Raw genomic sequence first — 15,665 nt, forward strand, 5'->3', positions numbered from 1 at the left:
CCTAGCTAACTGCTGTAGTCACAATGTATAAGTCTACAAAATGTCGCTCAAAACGTTTCAAATTGGCTGTTATGGATGCCAACTTCTACTGGACAGAACAACTTTTCTCTGCCTGTCGCAATTTTGCTGATGTTCTTCTTTTGCGTCCTCTAGATTACCGTGCTTTTCGCAAACAGTACGATCGCTACTTTATTAACTTTCAGCCCCAACCTCTCTGCGAAGGAGTTTGGGAACAGAGGATTTGTTGCCCACCTGGTTGGCTTTTTCACTACTGGTTTTTGACTAGACGCTTTTTTACTCATATAATCCGCCAATTTCAAGGTGATCACCCATTAATTTTTGTGTTTAACTACCCTTACTACTACAAGTTGGCACAACAACTCAAAGCTTACTCTATTTATTACAACATAGATGATTATTGCCAATACTGGCCAGGACGCGAGTCTCAAACTCCCTTGATTGAGAAGCTCGCTGTTGCTCAAGCGGATTTGACATTGTGTGTTGCTGACTATCGAGCTTGTTATCTGAGACAAAAATTTCCTACACAAGCTAGTCAAATTGCTTATCTTCCTCACGGCTGTACTCCAGAGTTTATGGTTGAACAACCTCTGTCTACGACTATATCTCTCCCTGTAGAACTGCAAGCTTATTCTCGTCCGATTGCCGGATATATTGGTGCTTTAACTGATCGCTTTGACTTTACTTATCTGGCACAAGTTGCAGAACAATTACCTGATATCACCTTTGTTCTTGGAGGTTCTGTTCCCCAGATGAGTGATGGCTGTTCTCAATGGTGGGAGGGAGTAAAACATATTCGTCGTTTGTCCAATGTCCACTTTATCGGTCAAGTTTTTCATAAACGCTTGGGCGAGTACTTGCAATCGTTCGATGTCCTTTTGATGTGCTATTCTCTGTCTAATTTTAATCTGAATGCCTGTCCGACAAAACTTTGGGATTATATGGGTACGTCATTACCAGTGGTTGCTAATGACGTAGTTCCAGAAGTGAATTTGTGGGAGGATGTTCTCTTAATTGCCAAAAATTCAGATGACTTCGCTAAAAAAATTAAATTTGCTTTAGCAAATCCCACTTGGAAATCGAACGAGCGTCTGCAAATTGCTAAAGCCCATACTTGGACATTACAAGCTAAAAAACTTCAACATTTGCTCGAGGAGCGAAAATGCTTAATTCATCAAAGCAATTGAGAGTCCTCCACATTTGTCAACGAGATGATATAGCGACAGGAGGATCTGTTCGAGTAGCAGCGGAGTACGTGAAACGTCTACCTAACCATGAAGTTGATGCGCACTGTCTGTTTCTATATGGTTCTCCTGGTTATTTTCAATCTGAACTAGACAAACGCGCTCACTATCTGAATATTAAAAACTCACGAGATATTCTAAAATTTGGTCGGTTGAGCAAATTTTTGCAACAGTTTCAACCTCAAATTATTCACCATCATGATGGTTTATTGTGGTCGCATTTACTAACTTTCTTCCACCCAGGTAAGATCAAGATTGCTCACGCTCATTTAGGAACACAAAGAAAAATCTCACTTTCACGTGGTGCTGTAGCAGGTTGGTTGCAACGTCAATCTACTAATCTTCTGATTTGTATCTCTGAATATACTCGCAAAAACGAGATTGAGCAGGGAGGCTATCTTCCTAACCGTACTTACGTTCTTTATAACGGTGTTGATCGTCATCGGTTTCACCCGGCAACGACAACTCAACGCACAATTGCTCGTAAGCAGTTACAGCTAAGTAATGATGTTTTCGTAGTTGGTTTTGTGGGAAGACTACACTGTGCGATGAAAGGAACTGATGATTTTCTCAGAATAATTGCTTTGTTACCTCCTAATTTTTGGGGTTTAGTAGTTGGTTCTGGAGCGGATAGTGAACAGCTTAAGCAACTAGCTAAAATGCTGAACATTTCTGAGCGTGTTGTTTTCACTGGAAGCATAGAAAAGACGATCACCGCTTATCATGCAATGGATATTTTTTGTCTTACCTCTTACTGGGAACCTTTTGGACTAGTAGTAGGTGAAGCGATGGCTTGTCGTGTACCAGTTGTAGCTTTGTCATGTACTGGAGGAGTTAATGAGTTGCTGACAAAAGAAACAGGTCGTCTTTTATCTAACAGAGACTTACAAAAGATGGCTCAAATTGTCGTTGAAACACTTGAAAAACCAGAAACATTTCGTCAACTTATCATCAACTCTGAATTACGACTGCAAGAAAACCATAACTGGGACAATAATACATTAAGACTCGCTAATTTATATAAAAATTTACTTTTCTCGTCAGAATACTAATGGCTCAAATATATCTGGATATACTGGTCATAATTTGCCTAGGGCTAATAGCCTGGGGACTAGTTTGCTTAGAGCGAGTTTATCAATACCCCTTCTTCATGGGCAGTATTTTTATCTCATTTCTCCTACCTCAAGCCTTTGCATTGATTAAAAATCCCGGTCAAGTTAGTCAACAAGCTCTGGAAAGGGTTTTATTATTTTCATGTTTGTGCGCTGCTGCGTGCTGGGTAGGCTATAAGATACAACCAAATAAAAAATGGTTGTCAAAGCTAAATATTCCTCTAGATGAGTCTAAGTTATTTAGAGCAGGAATTGCTCTTATGGCCATAGGTTATTTATCTATTTTTTTACTGTCTTCTACAAGAATCCAAAAAGGAGCTAACGGTAACTGGACAGGTCCTGCTACTATATATGTGTTTTTTGGTCAAGTTATATATATTGCTTTTGCTATTTTTATTTTACAAACTCTGAAAAGACCAAATACTATTAATCTTTTCTGTACGGCGATCGCTAGTATTCCACTAGTGGAAACTATTTTTCTTAATGGACGTCGGCAACCAACTATGACACTTTTGGTGATTGTAGGTCTTGCATTTTGGCTAGTGCGACGCTACATTCCTCCTAGATGGCTATTTATCGTAGCTATAATAGCCACTGCTTATCTCATTCCTCTTATCGGTGAGTTGCGTGGAAATTTTTGGAACTTACTTTTGAGTGATAACCGGCGGGAACTCATAGTGTCATCTCAAATGGCATTAAATTCAGTATTAAAAGGTAATATATTGGAGCTACGAAATGCAGCATTACTAATGGATGCAACAGAACAAACAAGTAGATATGGATATGGCACTGGATTTTGGGATAGTATTATATTTCAGTATGTACCTGGACAAATTCTAGGTTATGACTTCAAAAAATCTCTACAATTTCACCTCACACCCTATGATTTACTGGGTGATTTATACGGCTATTTGATTCCTAATGGCTCTACAGTAACTGGTATTGGAGATTCATTCATGGAATTTGGTTACTTTGGATGTTTGTGTTTTTTACTAATAGGAATTTTATTTAAAAATCTGTGGTTATCCTCAGTTTATTATGAGAGTACTGTTGCTAGACTTCTTTATATGGGAATGGTTAGCCCGGCGATGGTAGGCCTTACACACGGAATAGGACGATTTCTCCAAGAGATGATATTTCAGTTTATTTGTATCAGCTTAGTTGTATTTTTTTCAAAAAATAGATATAGCTTCTACTACATAAAATCAGAAACCTGGAGAATGGATGAATATTAGTATTGGAATATTATTTTCTAGCTATGGACCTTACCACATTGCTAGAGTGAAAGGACTTGTTAACTCACCTCAGATGCTTCACAAAGAAATAGTTGCTATAGAGGTAGCACGTTTTCAACAAGAGTATCCCTGGAAAACAAAAATTAATAATCTAGGTTTTTCAGTAGTTTCTGTAGTTCAAGAGCAAGCTCTTGAGAAATCAAAAACAGTAGAGCTATTCCAAAAGCTTAATCATGTTCTGAAGACGGTGAATCCTAGCGTTATAGCAATAGCTGGTTATTTTCAAATTTCCATGCTCTTTGCACTTGCTTGGTGTTTGTGGCATCGTAAGCCAGCTATTCTTTTTTCGGAAACGACAGAACATGATGCTCCACGTTCTTGGTGGCGAGAAGCACTCAAAAGCTGGATTGTAAAAAGATACAAGTGTGCTTTAGTGGGAGGGCAAGTACATAAGCAATACTTAATTAAATTAGGTATGCCTTCTGAAGCAATATTTTTAGGCTATGACATAGTTGGTAACGACGCTTTTCATCCAGACAAGATTAGACATCTTCCAAGTCCGTTAGTCAAACCTTACTTCTTGGCTATAAATCGTTTTGTACCCAAAAAAAATCTTGCATTTTTGATTTCATGTTATGTAGCTTATCGTAAAGCAATAGGTAATCATAGCTGTGCTTGGGACTTGGTTATCTGTGGCGATGGCGAGCTTCGTCCACAGATTGAGCAACAAATTACTGAGCTTGGAATAAAAGATTACATCCACCTTCCTGGTTTTTTACAACAAGACGAGCTTTTACCTTATTTTGCACATGCTAAATGCTTTATTCATGCCAGTATTCAAGAGCAGTGGGGTTTAGTTGTTAATGAAGCAATGGCTTCCGGACTGCCGGTAATAGTTTCTAAGCACTGTGGCTGTTTTGAAGAGTTGGTGATGGAAGGCATAAATGGTTTTGGTTTTGCCCCAGATAATCAACAGGAGTTGATTAACCTGATGATTAAAATCAGCTCAGGTCAAGTTGATTTACAAGCAATGGGTCAAGCTTCATTAAAGCACATCCAAAAATTTTCTCCAGAATATTTTGCTCAAAATTTATCTAAAGCAATTAACTACGCCACAACACATTAATGAAATAGTTTATGAAAATACTACATATTATTCCTGGAATAGGTTCTGTTTATGGTGGAACTTCCAAAATTGTGATAGAACTTGCTCAAGCAACTGGTTCTTTAGGTTTAAGTGTCGATATCGTAACTACCAACGCTAATGGTTCAACTACTTTAGATGTTCCACTATGTAAATGGATTACAGAAAAATATTATAGAATTCAATATTTTCCCTACTGGAACTTCCTTGATTACAAGATTACCATATCTTTAACGAGTTGGTTGTTTCAACACGTATCAGAGTACGACGTGGTAAATACCCATGCTATTTTCTCTTATCCGGTTTTAATAGCTAATTTGGCTTGTCATCTGCGTCGAGTGCCATATGTCATAAATCCTCACGGTATGCTGGAACCTTGGGCGTTGAATTATAAGGCTTGGAAAAAAAAAGTTTACTTTAGTTTACTAGAAAAGCCTGCATTACAAAACTCTGGGGCTCTAATACTTGCTCCTACTGAAGCTAAGTCAATCAAGGCACTACACCTTAACACTCCAATATTTGCTATTCCTAATGGAGTGCATCCTAGTGACTTTGAAATATCACCTGACTTGGAGCTTTTTTACCAGCGCTTTCCAGATACTAGAAATAAAACACTAATCGTCTTCTTAGGAAGAATTCACCCCAAGAAAGGACTTGATTTACTAGCAACTGCTTTTTCCAGGGTACACCGTCAATTTCCTCAAACTCACTTGATTGTTGCTGGACCAGACAACACAGGATTCCTCCCTACAGTTAAAAACTACTTTGTGAAAGTAAACTGCAGCGAAGCTGTCACTTTTACAGGTATGCTCACAGGCTCCATAAAATACGCAGCTCTAGCTGCTGCTAGTATCTATGTTGCTCCTTATTATTCTGAAGGTTTCAGTATGTCTATTTTAGAAGGTATGGCAGCTGAACTACCTTGTGTCATTACGGTTGGTTGTAATTTTCCTGAAGCAGGTCTAGCGCAAGCAGCGTATATAGTTGATATTGATGCTAATGCAATTGCTAACGCATTGATTCAGTATTTAAGCAATCCTCAACAAGCAAAAGATATGGGAAAGCGCGCTCGACAATTCATCTTCAATAATTATACCTGGGAGAAAATTGCTCAAAATATAATTAATGCCTACACCAAGATTCTCTCTGAAAAGAGAATTCGCTCTATATAGTAATGGTTAGAAAAAAATGACATCGAATATTCTAAATTCTGATTTCCAATACCAAGATAATACTCTAAGCCATACTTCTTCTTATCTGGCAGTCTCATTGCTATCAATGTTAGCAGAACAAGCTCATTCCGGAGCAAGAATTTTAGACTTGGGATGTGGTAATGGAAGTCTTAGCTATCTAATTTCGCAACAGGGTTATCAGGTTGTTGGTATTGAAGAATCTGTTTCAGGAGTCGCAATTGCTCGTCAGAACTTTCCTGAAGTTCAGTTTATCCAGGCTAGTATCTACGATCAACCCAAGGAAAACCTTTTAGAGGCTTTTGATGTTGTTATTGCTGTTGAAGTTATTGAGCATCTATTCTATCCTAGGGAATTAGTCAGATTAGCTCGAAAATGTCTAAAACCAGAAGGTCATCTAATTCTTACTACGCCTTATCATGGCTATTTCAAAAATCTTATTCTTTCTTTATCAGGAAAAATGGATGGACATCATACTGTTCTTTGGGATGGAGGTCATATTAAATTCTTTTCAGTCAAAACTTTAAAGGAACTTTTACAAGCAGAGAACTACACAAACATTCATTTTAAATTTGCTGGTAGATTACCCTATTTGTGGAAATCAATGCTGTGTCTTGCCTCAGTTCACAAGTTATAGTGTATAAAGAACTTCTCGTAAAGGAGAAGAGCTTTGCTAACTGATATCTTGCACCTAGGTTGTCAGCTAGCCAGCGATTTAAATCGCTGTCTGATAGCTAAAGTCCTCTCAAGAGGACTGCTCAAGAACCTCAGTCCATTTCAATGGAATGCGCGCTATTAGCCCAGAACTTCAGTTCTGGGCGGGATATCGGGCTGATTGAGAATGGTGCAAGATGTCAGCCTCCGACTAGCGCCAAAATGGTGCTAGCAACATATGAAAGAAGCACATTTTTCGGGAGTTCTAAAACCCTTGCTATACAGGCATTCTAAAATGTGCATCTTAGGAGCGCCCGACGGGCAGCGCGCTACCCGTTACTTATGTAGAGAAACTATTATAATAGAATTACCCTGGCAGCTAAAACCGGATTAACAATAGTGTTCTTAAGCCTGCTTAGGAGCGTGGTTCTGGGCTTTGATGGTTACTATATTGGTGAAGTAGCAATGCTACTATCCCGGTCAGAAGATTGTTTTAAATAAGACCAGCCCAGGCCAGGGTATTTACTACTATTTGGTTTAGAGTTAAAATTGACTCTAGCCTACTTTGTTGTGCCACCAAATGTTAACTCGGCGCAAATTTTCACGATTTTCGGTGTTTCTAGCCTTTACAGGTGGTGGAAAAGTTTCTCAGAAGCAGAGACTTTGTTTCTATCTGAAACCCTTTGAAAACTTGATTTTTCAATGAATCAGATTTTGTATAATTACTTAATTTGTATTAAAAAGTAAAAAATTCTATACTTTTATGAAGTATTAATTCTTACTGCTAAACATGTTAGTGGTCGTTGTGTATGATATTCCTGATGATAAAAGACGTACTAAGTTATCCAACTTTCTAGAGGGTTACGGCCGAAGGGTGCAGTTTTCTGTGTTTGAATGTTTTTTAAGCTTGGAGGAAATGCGGCAACTTTTTGAAAAATCGAAGAAATTGGTGAAACCATCTGAGGATAATGTCCGCTTTTACTGGGTTTCACAAGAAGCTGTTTCTAGGGTCTTAACTATTGGTAGTGAAGAACCAACGACACCGCCAAAGTATTACGTGATCTAGATTTTAGAGATATTAAGGAGATTTTGTAACATGGTCATCGACACACTCCGCCAAATCGCTGAAACCCTATATTTTCCGTTGGAGTGTGTCGATTGCTTACAGGGTAAGGTTTTGAGGCTTGTCTGTTGCTCGATTTTCCACAACGTTTATAATGTTTTTCAGGATGGTGTCGATTTGTCGTCTGAAACCCTTACCGTGTAAGGGCTCCTGGACGAACTCCCTACCGATTGGGTTAAATCGGATTAGTTGGAAACCACAGACTGCGCCGTGTTGTGCGTTATGCACTGCCCCCTACCGATTGGGTTAAATCGGATTAGTTGGAAACACTAATCGCCAAATAAACTTGCTCATGTTCTTTATAGACCCTACCGATTGGGTTAAATCGGATTAGTTGGAAACGATCACTAGGGCGCAAAAGCTTTCCTGAAAGACGGCCCTACCGATTGGGTTAAATCGGATTAGTTGGAAACTGCCGGCAAGCTGTGCAGGTGTCTTGATAAGAGCCCTACCGATTGGGTTAAATCGGATTAGTTGGAAACACTTTTATCTTTCGAGAGAAATGTGCAATTGGTATCCCTACCGATTGGGTTAAATCGGATTAGTTGGAAACCAACGAACCCATGAACATTCCTTCGCAAAGTAAAGCCCTACCGATTGGGTTAAATCGGATTAGTTGGAAACTTGAGTAAGCTTTAGCGAAAACGCTAAAATCACCCCAACCCTACCGATTGGGTTAAATCGGATTAGTTGGAAACAATACATAAATTGTTGCAATCAATGAGATAAGCTGGAAACCCTACCGATTGGGTTAAATCGGATTAGTTGGAAACTAGAAGTTGAATTGCCTCCCTCACCCCCTTTACCACCCTACCGATTGGGTTAAATCGGATTAGTTGGAAACCAAATACTGTAGTCAACGGACGTTGGGCAATCTTAAAGACCCTACCGATTGGGTTAAATCGGATTAGTTGGAAACTAGAGGTAGGTGAGCCAATCGTTTGAGATGACTGACCCTACCGATTGGGTTAAATCGGATTAGTTGGAAACGATAACTTCACGTACTTCTTCTATAGAAGTAGTAGAGCCCTACCGATTGGGTTAAATCGGATTAGTTGGAAACAAAGGTTGTTAGATATCCTAACAAACAAGCAAGAAAGCCCTACCGATTGGGTTAAATCGGATTAGTTGGAAACTCTTAGCTCCCAGTCAATCTCATTAAATTCAACCTCACCCTACCGATTGGGTTAAATCGGATTAGTTGGAAACTTTTTAAGTTGCTGAGTGCAGGCCATACAGTAGCTGTGGACCCTACCGATTGCTTATATCTTGCACCTTCAATATAAACGCGGGAGACGCATATCAAGAGTGCTAAAAATATTACGGAGAATGAAAAGTGCTATCTAAGTAAATAGATGTTGTGTATATGACTAAAAAAAAGTGATATTACGTAATGTTTAACAAATGTTGGTATGACACAATATGTTGCGCCAATGATGCGATCGTTGACAAAAGCTGGTGACGGGATTGCAAATGTTGACCAAAACATGAGAAAAAGGGCGTTGAAACATATATAAATTAAGCAAGAACAATGGTTTCAATTCTTGCCCACGGTTGGTACTTTCATTTATTGCTTATGTTTTAGCGCACTGGGCTTATTTATCGATCGCCACTACAGATTTACCCGATTGGGGACAAGCAGCACAAATTGCATTTCAAACCTTCTTTCCACAATTACTTCTGTCTTATTTTTTACTTGAACTTGAACGAATACGTCCAATTGCACTTAGTCATGGAATTGACATTCAAATTTCCAGGTGCAAGATATAAGCTAACCGAGAGTTCTCCCGATAAGGCGTCTGGCTTCAGCAGTTTTGAAGTTTAGTAAAATTCTATTACAGATTACCACGGTAAATTCACTTATAGGGAGTTCTAGAAAATAAGCAGTATCCGTGAATTTGCGGGCGGCATTATTTGTTTACGTGTGTTATGTTTTCCTCATTTAAGTGAGATGAATTGTGATTATCTTGAGATGGTTTGTTACAAAACCAAAATATTGTCATGATAGAAAATATAACTCCTTTGATCCTCACTTTTAATGAGGCTTCAAATATTTCTCGTACTCTCGAGAGCTTAACCTGGGCAAAAAGAATTGTTATTATTGACAGCTACAGTACCGATAAAACCTTAGAAATTCTCCGCCTATATCCACAAGTTGAAGTATTTCAAAGAAAATTTGACACTCATGGAATGCAGTGGAACTATGGTTTGGAGAAGATTACATCTGATTGGGTGCTTTCTCTTGATGCCGATTACATTCTCACGGAAGAACTTATCAATGAGATTCAAAAGTTACCTTTAAACCCTTCTGTAGAGGGCTACTTTGTCCGATTCAAATACTGTATCTTTGGCAAACCATTACGTAGCTCTCTGCTACCACCTCGTCAGGTACTTTTTAGAAAAGCCAAAGCTATTTATATAGATGATGGGCATACTCAATTGTTAAAGGTTCAAGGTGAGTCTGCTCAACTTTCTTCCTATATCTATCACGACGATCGCAAACCTCTTAGTCGTTGGTTAGGCTCCCAAGATAACTATATGGTTATGGAAGTTAAGAAGCTACTGGAGACACCCAAAAGCGAACTGAGTTTAGGCGATCGCATTCGCAAGCAAAAAATCTTAGCCCCCTTCATTATCTTTTTTTATTGCCTTATCTTTAAAGGAGGTATTTTCGACGGTTGGCATGGCTGGTACTATGCTTTCCAACGCACATTAGCAGAGACACTACTATCTATTCGTTTAGTTGAGTACGAAAAACTCCAGAAACAGGACATATAAAATCAACTTTTTTGCTACTGCCTTATTCCCATGCGTTTAGATAGTTATACTGTTGGTACTTACAGCCCTGGAGTGCCTTACTGGAAACAACTTCTGTGGTACTTTATAGGATCCCCTTTAGTAGAGAGCCATTTACTTCCTATATCAGCCTTTAAGGTTTGGTTACTCCGCTGTTTTGGAGCACAAATCGGTCGAAAAGTTCGTATTAAGCCTGGAGTAAGGGTGAAGTTCCCCTGGCGTTTAATTGTAGGCGATCATGTATGGATTGGTGAATATACTTGGATCGACAACCTTGCTACTGTCACAATCGAAAGTCATGTTTGCCTATCTCAAGGCGTCTACCTATGCACCGGAAATCATGATTGGAGTCATCCCTCTTTTGAATTAGTTCCTGCGCCAATTTACATTCAACAAAGTAGTTGGATCGCAGCTAAATCGATCATCGGTCCAGGAGTTATTGTTGGTACAGGAGCAGTGCTGACGCTAGGTGGAGTTACTGGACGCTCGTTAGAAGCTATGACAATTTATGCAGGTAATCCAGCTCAACCTGTCAAGAAAAGAAAGTTGTAGACTGTTAAATCGATTTTTTACTCTCGACTGTTCCCTCCATAACATTTTATTTCCCGTGTACTGTACTAGATACACATTCTTTTACAGGAGCAAGATTTTGCCCATTTCCATTTTTCAAGTTATTAGACGCACGTGTTATTACGGCTCTATTAGTCAAAGTATTTTTATCAGATGTTTGAGAAACTGGCTGTGTCTTTTCTTGGATATAAAACGCCTCCTGTGGTGGAACCGACAAAACCTCATCTTTTTGAGCAGGCTCCGCATTTGCTTTTGCATACCCTCCTACCAAGAGTGATAGTGCCAGTGTTACTAAGGTTAGCTTAAGTACGCTTGAGGTATTGAATTTAAATTGGTCTTGCATAAATTTACTCATGATGTTGTGTAGTGTGTGCTTTAAGTTACAAATAAATTTAAGTAGGTATTCGATTTAATTTAGTATGTATGTGTCTACACTGTAGATTACAGCGATTTCGGAAAGAACTAAAAAAGTTTGCGCATATTCATCAATACTTTAAGTAGCGATCGCAAGAAACACTACTGAAAACGTACTTATACTGAAATGAAGACAATAATTACTCCTTAAAGATACATCGATGTAATAAGTGTAATAAAAGCGCTAATTATTACCAGTAAACGTTTTTGTTTTTAAAATACGTCAGTGTAGCCTTTTCGTATTTGTATTAATTTTAACTCTTTAAATAGAATTAGTCATCAACTTTTAGATAGATCTACGAATGTATTGAAGATCTGTCGACTTCCCGGTTAAGGCTGGGAACTCCTAACGGGAAAGGGTAAGACTGCGATACCTTAGGTTCTTACCTCTACTTCGGTTGACAGAGAAGACATTCAACTTGTTATTGCTAGTATTTATGTAATAGGTTGCTGTGTATTCAATTTGTATATCAGACGAGGGCATTCCGTCCCGCAGTACAATAATTTTCCGCCTTCCTCTCACACAAGATAGCTTCACATCAGCTTAGTGTATTAATTAAATCTATATGTTGCCCCTAATCTTTACTGCTCAAATTAACATTTCCCCTCACTCTCTGCCTAGTCCACTTTTTGTCACACCGAACTCTCATCAAAAAGTTGACAACTCTCGACAAAAGCAGCAGATCCAGCAACAAGAAGAACAACTAAATACACAACAAAGACGCTACGAATTGAAAATACAGGATCTGCAATCTCTTCCTTCCTCAAGAATAGACTGTCATCCCATATCAACACCGGTTCCTGGTGTTGATCCAGATCCCATTTCCTGTTCTAGACCATGAGCTACCTTGCCTTGGTTTGACAGCGTTAAAACAACAACTATCCATGTAGATATTTCTTTTGCATTAACCAGCAAGTTTACATCTAATTATAGAGCGGTTTAACAGATCGCCTTAAATCTATGCTAATCTATGCATATCTTGTTTAAACATATATTATGCATAGATTAGATGATTTACTTCAAATTGGCGATGCTGCAAAATTAAAAGGAGTCAGTATTGACACCCTGCGTCGATGGGAAAAAGCAGGCAAGATACAAGCAATAAGGACAGAAGGTGGGCATCGTCGTTATAAAGTAGCCGATTTATTAAAAATAGATAACCCTAATTTGAGATATACGGTAATCTATGGAAGAGTTAGCACACTTGACAAAAAAGAAGATTTAGTGCGTCAAATAGGAGTGCTAGAGCTTTACTGTCAACAACAAGGATTCAAAGAAGTTTGTACTTTACAAGATATAGGCTCTGGACTTAATTACAAAAAAAGAGGTCTGTTGAAACTAATCAATTTGTTGCAGCGCAACGAAGTAGAAAGACTGGTCATAACTGATAAAGACAGGTTATTGAGATTTGGTTCTGAACTAATATTTGCTTTATGTGAGAACAATGGAACTGAAGTAATTATTTTAAATAAGCCGGTTGAACAAGAGCCAGAGCAAGAAATTGTAAGCGATGTTTTATCGATAATTACTGTCATGTCAGCTAGGTTATACGGGAAACGCTCTAGAAGAAACTTGAAAGCCATGAAAGCAATGCACGAGTGTGCTGAAAATATTTTAAACATAGATATTGACAGCTAAATCTATGCAGAATATAATAAAAAATAGATTTGATCGATAAAAACATGGCAAAAAAGAACAAGAAACAACAGACAACTGAACAAACCTACACACAAGTTATCCCTGTTGTTTCTTGTTCCGACGAAGCACAGGTAAGTAAAATAATGCACTTGTGCGGTATCCCAAGAGCTTTAACGTACAACAAATTAGGCTCGTTGCAAGGCTGGAGCGTTCATTGGAAGCAGTCTGATCCAATTATCAGAACAATAATGAAACCATCTGATATTGGATTACCAGCTAAGCTTTGGGAGTGGTCAGTCAATGACACAATGAAAGCCATATCAGCCCAACAAGATGCAGCAAAAGCTGCAATATCGCGCCAAATATGGCAAAAGCATCCAATGCAATCTAGCCAAAGGCAAAGAATAGATTGGCTAGCAGCTAATAAAAAAGCTAAGAAACAAGAAGCGCTAGAATTATTCCCGCCTTGCGAAATAGAACTAGAACGCAACAGATTACTAGATTTGCTTAGGAATGACCCAACTGGCGACAAGTGGTTGCATCGTAAGTTTCGCTCTCAGTACTTGAAAGGGCATACATTTGTACGAAATCAAGTTGTTTTCCAAGGACAAGCTTATACCTGCAAAAGAATCAATCGCCATTCTATTGAACTACAGGTTCAAAGCTTAGAAACTGGCAAAAGAATCGCTCTTAATCTAAGATCTCGTTATATTGTAACTGGTCAAATTCGCTTGATTCGTAACGAGTATGGCTTGCTTGAAGTTCATTGCACTCGTACACGTACTCTTGTTCTTCCTGAAGGTAAGCCTACCCAAAAATTAGGGCTAGACAAGGGCTACACTGAAGGGTTTTATACTTCTGAAGGACAAGTGATCGCACAGGGTCTTGGCAAGCTGATGACCAAAAAAACTGAACGAATCACTCGCACTAATCGCAATCGTTACAGGATGCGATGCTTTGCTCAAAATCTTAAGCCACACGATCCGGTCAAAGCTGCAAGGATTTTAGAAAATAATCTTGGACACAAAGTCAAATCTCGCAAGCTTCAACGCGAGAAAGATACAATAAGGAATTTCATTCGCAGAGACTTGAGACGCAATATCTCATCACCTGTCGATATTATCTGCGAAGACCTCACTCAACCCATTAAAGGTAAACAACAAGCAAAGCGCATCAATCGAAAGTTGAACCAATGGATGAAGGGTGAGCTACAAGCTTCACTAGAGAAAATCTCTTTGGAGACTGGATCAACAATATCAGTGGTTAATCCAGCTTATACGTCGCAAATTGATCACCAGACTGGGACGCTTTTAGGTCGTCGGGAAGGGGATCGTTTTATCTGCTACACAGGGGACGTAATTCAGGCTGATTTGAATGCGGCGATAAATATCCGTTTTCGAGGGCAGGATAAGCAAATCACCCTCTATATGAGAGCGAGTGAGGTGCAAGCGGTCTTAATTGATCGCACTGTTCGATATTTAGCTTCAATTGGTCATTCAGTGGCGACAGCGTTAGACCTTGGATGGTTACATTCTAAGTTTAAGACCATTGCCATACAATGTGAAGAGAAATATCACCTACAGGGGTAGTAGGTACGCTTAAGCTCTAATTTGGGAAACTCAAGCCTATTGTTGATAACGTGCAAAAGCCACGACCAAGTTAGAAGATAGCAGCAATTAAAGACAAATTTACTTCATTGCATAGCTTTAAGTAGATTTAGTTTACCCCTATACAGTGCAAGCAGTTCGTATAATAGAGTTAACTTGTTCAATAGTTCTAGCACTCATATCAAAAAGTGCTAATTATCATGTTAAAAAAGGTTGTGCATCTTAAGATACTTAAAAGTTTAGTAGGAGTTTTAGGAGTCGGTTGTTTAATAGCTTCGTTTACTGCATCACCCGCATATTCACAAACATACTCGCAAAATAAGCCGAAAGTACAATCGCAATATAGAATCATACCTAGCAATGGATACGAAAGCGTACCTAGTGCTAGACCGAGTACGATTAACACTGCACCCAATGCTAGAGTCTTAAACTCTACAGGTCATGGGATTAGAACCGTACCCCATTCTAGAGGGCTTGATTCCAGAGGATATTATAGGGCTAGACCTACACCAAGTTCTGAAATCTTTGGCTCTACAAGCGAGATCAATAATATTGGCGGCGACGTGACTTATCCGTATGGTTCACGAGTATATCATAATGGCGTTGTCCAGACACCTTCAGGCCAATTAGTTCCACCGGCGGTAAGTACAGATCATGGTAATGGTACTAAGACTTTCTACTATCCTGATGGTTCCCGTATTGATACTAATGGTAGTAAAATCCCCTCTACAGGAGTCCTGATCAAATAAGTACTTTGTCTCATTCTGAAACCCTAAATGATAAAGCCTGCATATGCAGGCTTTATTTGTGTAGCAAAAGAACAAAGTACACCAGCTTGCTAACCATAACAGTAGGTAGGAGTAATATTATTTATATAAAGTTTCGTAAAGTGACTTACAAGGCGTGTAGAACGATACTA

General features: G+C 38.9%; 15 protein-coding genes and 1 CRISPR repeat array. Of the genes, 14 read left to right on the forward strand and 1 reads right to left on the reverse strand.

The window, feature by feature from the left end; genetic code table 11:
- Positions 1-23 precede the first annotated feature (23 nt).
- The 10 genes from G4P69_RS11155 to G4P69_RS11200 all read left to right on the forward strand — a co-directional run bounded on the left by G4P69_RS11155 (position 24) and on the right by G4P69_RS11200 (position 11,068).
- Entirely contained in the window at positions 24-1,205 is a 1,182-nt protein-coding gene (locus G4P69_RS11155) for a glycosyltransferase (protein WP_208344637.1), read from the forward strand.
- Complete coding sequence (locus tag G4P69_RS11160) at positions 1,181-2,314, forward strand: glycosyltransferase family 4 protein (protein WP_208349791.1); 1,134 nt, start codon at positions 1,181-1,183, stop codon at positions 2,312-2,314. The genes G4P69_RS11155 and G4P69_RS11160 overlap by 25 nt, the downstream gene beginning before the upstream one ends.
- Positions 2,314-3,609, forward strand: coding sequence for a hypothetical protein (locus G4P69_RS11165; RefSeq protein WP_208349793.1), 1,296 nt, complete (start codon positions 2,314-2,316; stop codon positions 3,607-3,609). The genes G4P69_RS11160 and G4P69_RS11165 overlap by 1 nt, the downstream gene beginning before the upstream one ends.
- Positions 3,599-4,735, forward strand: coding sequence for a glycosyltransferase family 4 protein (locus G4P69_RS11170; protein WP_208346223.1), 1,137 nt, complete (start codon positions 3,599-3,601; stop codon positions 4,733-4,735). The genes G4P69_RS11165 and G4P69_RS11170 overlap by 11 nt, the downstream gene beginning before the upstream one ends.
- An 11-nt stretch (positions 4,736-4,746) precedes the next feature.
- Positions 4,747-5,925, forward strand: coding sequence for a glycosyltransferase (locus G4P69_RS11175; RefSeq protein WP_208349795.1), 1,179 nt, complete (start codon positions 4,747-4,749; stop codon positions 5,923-5,925).
- 16 nt (positions 5,926-5,941) lie between these two features.
- Positions 5,942-6,580, forward strand: a complete 639-nt coding sequence (locus G4P69_RS11180; protein WP_208349797.1) for a class I SAM-dependent methyltransferase — start codon at positions 5,942-5,944, stop codon at positions 6,578-6,580.
- 807 nt (positions 6,581-7,387) lie between these two features.
- Entirely contained in the window at positions 7,388-7,663 is a 276-nt protein-coding gene (cas2, locus tag G4P69_RS11185; RefSeq protein ID WP_208340386.1) for a CRISPR-associated endonuclease Cas2, read from the forward strand.
- Between the two features lie 218 nt (positions 7,664-7,881).
- Positions 7,882-8,929: direct repeats of the CRISPR family, unit length 36 nt; unit sequence CCCTACCGATTGGGTTAAATCGGATTAGTTGGAAAC.
- A gap of 345 nt (positions 8,930-9,274) precedes the next feature.
- Positions 9,275-9,490, forward strand: a complete 216-nt coding sequence (locus G4P69_RS11190; RefSeq protein ID WP_208349798.1) for a hypothetical protein — start codon at positions 9,275-9,277, stop codon at positions 9,488-9,490.
- A gap of 231 nt (positions 9,491-9,721) precedes the next feature.
- On the forward strand, positions 9,722-10,498 hold the full coding sequence (locus G4P69_RS11195) for a glycosyltransferase family 2 protein (RefSeq protein ID WP_208349799.1): 777 nt from the start codon (positions 9,722-9,724) through the stop codon (positions 10,496-10,498).
- A 30-nt stretch (positions 10,499-10,528) separates the two neighbouring features.
- The gene (locus G4P69_RS11200; RefSeq protein ID WP_208349800.1) at positions 10,529-11,068 is read left to right on the forward strand and encodes a WcaF family extracellular polysaccharide biosynthesis acetyltransferase; all 540 of its coding nucleotides are present in this window, start codon (positions 10,529-10,531) and stop codon (positions 11,066-11,068) included.
- A 46-nt stretch (positions 11,069-11,114) separates the two neighbouring features.
- On the opposite strand, the gene G4P69_RS11205 is transcribed toward G4P69_RS11200, so the two are convergent.
- Positions 11,115-11,429 (reverse strand): hypothetical protein, encoded by a 315-nt coding sequence (locus G4P69_RS11205; RefSeq protein ID WP_208349802.1) that lies wholly within the window; start codon positions 11,427-11,429, stop codon positions 11,115-11,117.
- Positions 11,430-12,066: 637 nt separating this feature from the next.
- On the opposite strand from G4P69_RS11205, the gene G4P69_RS11210 reads away from it, so the two are divergent.
- The 4 genes from G4P69_RS11210 to G4P69_RS11225 all read left to right on the forward strand — a co-directional run bounded on the left by G4P69_RS11210 (position 12,067) and on the right by G4P69_RS11225 (position 15,495).
- The gene (locus tag G4P69_RS11210; protein ID WP_208349805.1) at positions 12,067-12,342 is read left to right on the forward strand and encodes a hypothetical protein; all 276 of its coding nucleotides are present in this window, start codon (positions 12,067-12,069) and stop codon (positions 12,340-12,342) included.
- Between the two features lie 155 nt (positions 12,343-12,497).
- Positions 12,498-13,139, forward strand: coding sequence for an IS607 family transposase (locus G4P69_RS11215; RefSeq protein WP_208349808.1), 642 nt, complete (start codon positions 12,498-12,500; stop codon positions 13,137-13,139).
- Positions 13,140-13,183: 44 nt separating this feature from the next.
- Positions 13,184-14,728: a zinc ribbon domain-containing protein gene (locus G4P69_RS11220; RefSeq protein ID WP_208349811.1), complete on the forward strand. Its 1,545-nt coding sequence runs from the start codon at positions 13,184-13,186 to the stop codon at positions 14,726-14,728.
- A gap of 218 nt (positions 14,729-14,946) precedes the next feature.
- A complete protein-coding gene (locus G4P69_RS11225; protein ID WP_208344879.1) occupies positions 14,947-15,495 on the forward strand; it encodes a hypothetical protein in 549 nt (182 codons plus the stop codon).
- Positions 15,496-15,665 lie beyond the last annotated feature (170 nt).

It is taken from the genome of Aetokthonos hydrillicola CCALA 1050, from assembly GCF_017591665.1.
Classification (GTDB): Bacteria; Cyanobacteriota; Cyanobacteriia; order Cyanobacteriales; family Nostocaceae; genus Aetokthonos; species Aetokthonos hydrillicola.

Bases quoted from the DNA above. Each gene is read 5' to 3' on its own strand.
- G4P69_RS11215 (WP_208349808.1), top strand. From the start codon at position 12,498: ATGCATAGATTAGATGATTTACTTCAAATTGGCGATGCTGCAAAATTA.
- G4P69_RS11210 (WP_208349805.1), top strand. From the start codon at position 12,067: ATGTTGCCCCTAATCTTTACTGCTCAAATTAACATTTCCCCTCACTCT.
- G4P69_RS11195 (WP_208349799.1), top strand. From the start codon at position 9,722: ATGATAGAAAATATAACTCCTTTGATCCTCACTTTTAATGAGGCTTCA.
- G4P69_RS11205 (WP_208349802.1), bottom strand. From the start codon at position 11,429: ATGCAAGACCAATTTAAATTCAATACCTCAAGCGTACTTAAGCTAACC.
- G4P69_RS11165 (WP_208349793.1), top strand. From the start codon at position 2,314: ATGGCTCAAATATATCTGGATATACTGGTCATAATTTGCCTAGGGCTA.
- G4P69_RS11155 (WP_208344637.1), top strand. From the start codon at position 24: ATGTATAAGTCTACAAAATGTCGCTCAAAACGTTTCAAATTGGCTGTT.
- G4P69_RS11200 (WP_208349800.1), top strand. From the start codon at position 10,529: ATGCGTTTAGATAGTTATACTGTTGGTACTTACAGCCCTGGAGTGCCT.
- G4P69_RS11170 (WP_208346223.1), top strand. From the start codon at position 3,599: ATGAATATTAGTATTGGAATATTATTTTCTAGCTATGGACCTTACCAC.
- G4P69_RS11220 (WP_208349811.1), top strand. From the start codon at position 13,184: ATGGCAAAAAAGAACAAGAAACAACAGACAACTGAACAAACCTACACA.
- G4P69_RS11180 (WP_208349797.1), top strand. From the start codon at position 5,942: ATGACATCGAATATTCTAAATTCTGATTTCCAATACCAAGATAATACT.
- G4P69_RS11225 (WP_208344879.1), top strand. From the start codon at position 14,947: ATGTTAAAAAAGGTTGTGCATCTTAAGATACTTAAAAGTTTAGTAGGA.
- G4P69_RS11175 (WP_208349795.1), top strand. From the start codon at position 4,747: ATGAAAATACTACATATTATTCCTGGAATAGGTTCTGTTTATGGTGGA.
- G4P69_RS11160 (WP_208349791.1), top strand. From the start codon at position 1,181: ATGCTTAATTCATCAAAGCAATTGAGAGTCCTCCACATTTGTCAACGA.
- cas2 (WP_208340386.1), top strand. From the start codon at position 7,388: ATGTTAGTGGTCGTTGTGTATGATATTCCTGATGATAAAAGACGTACT.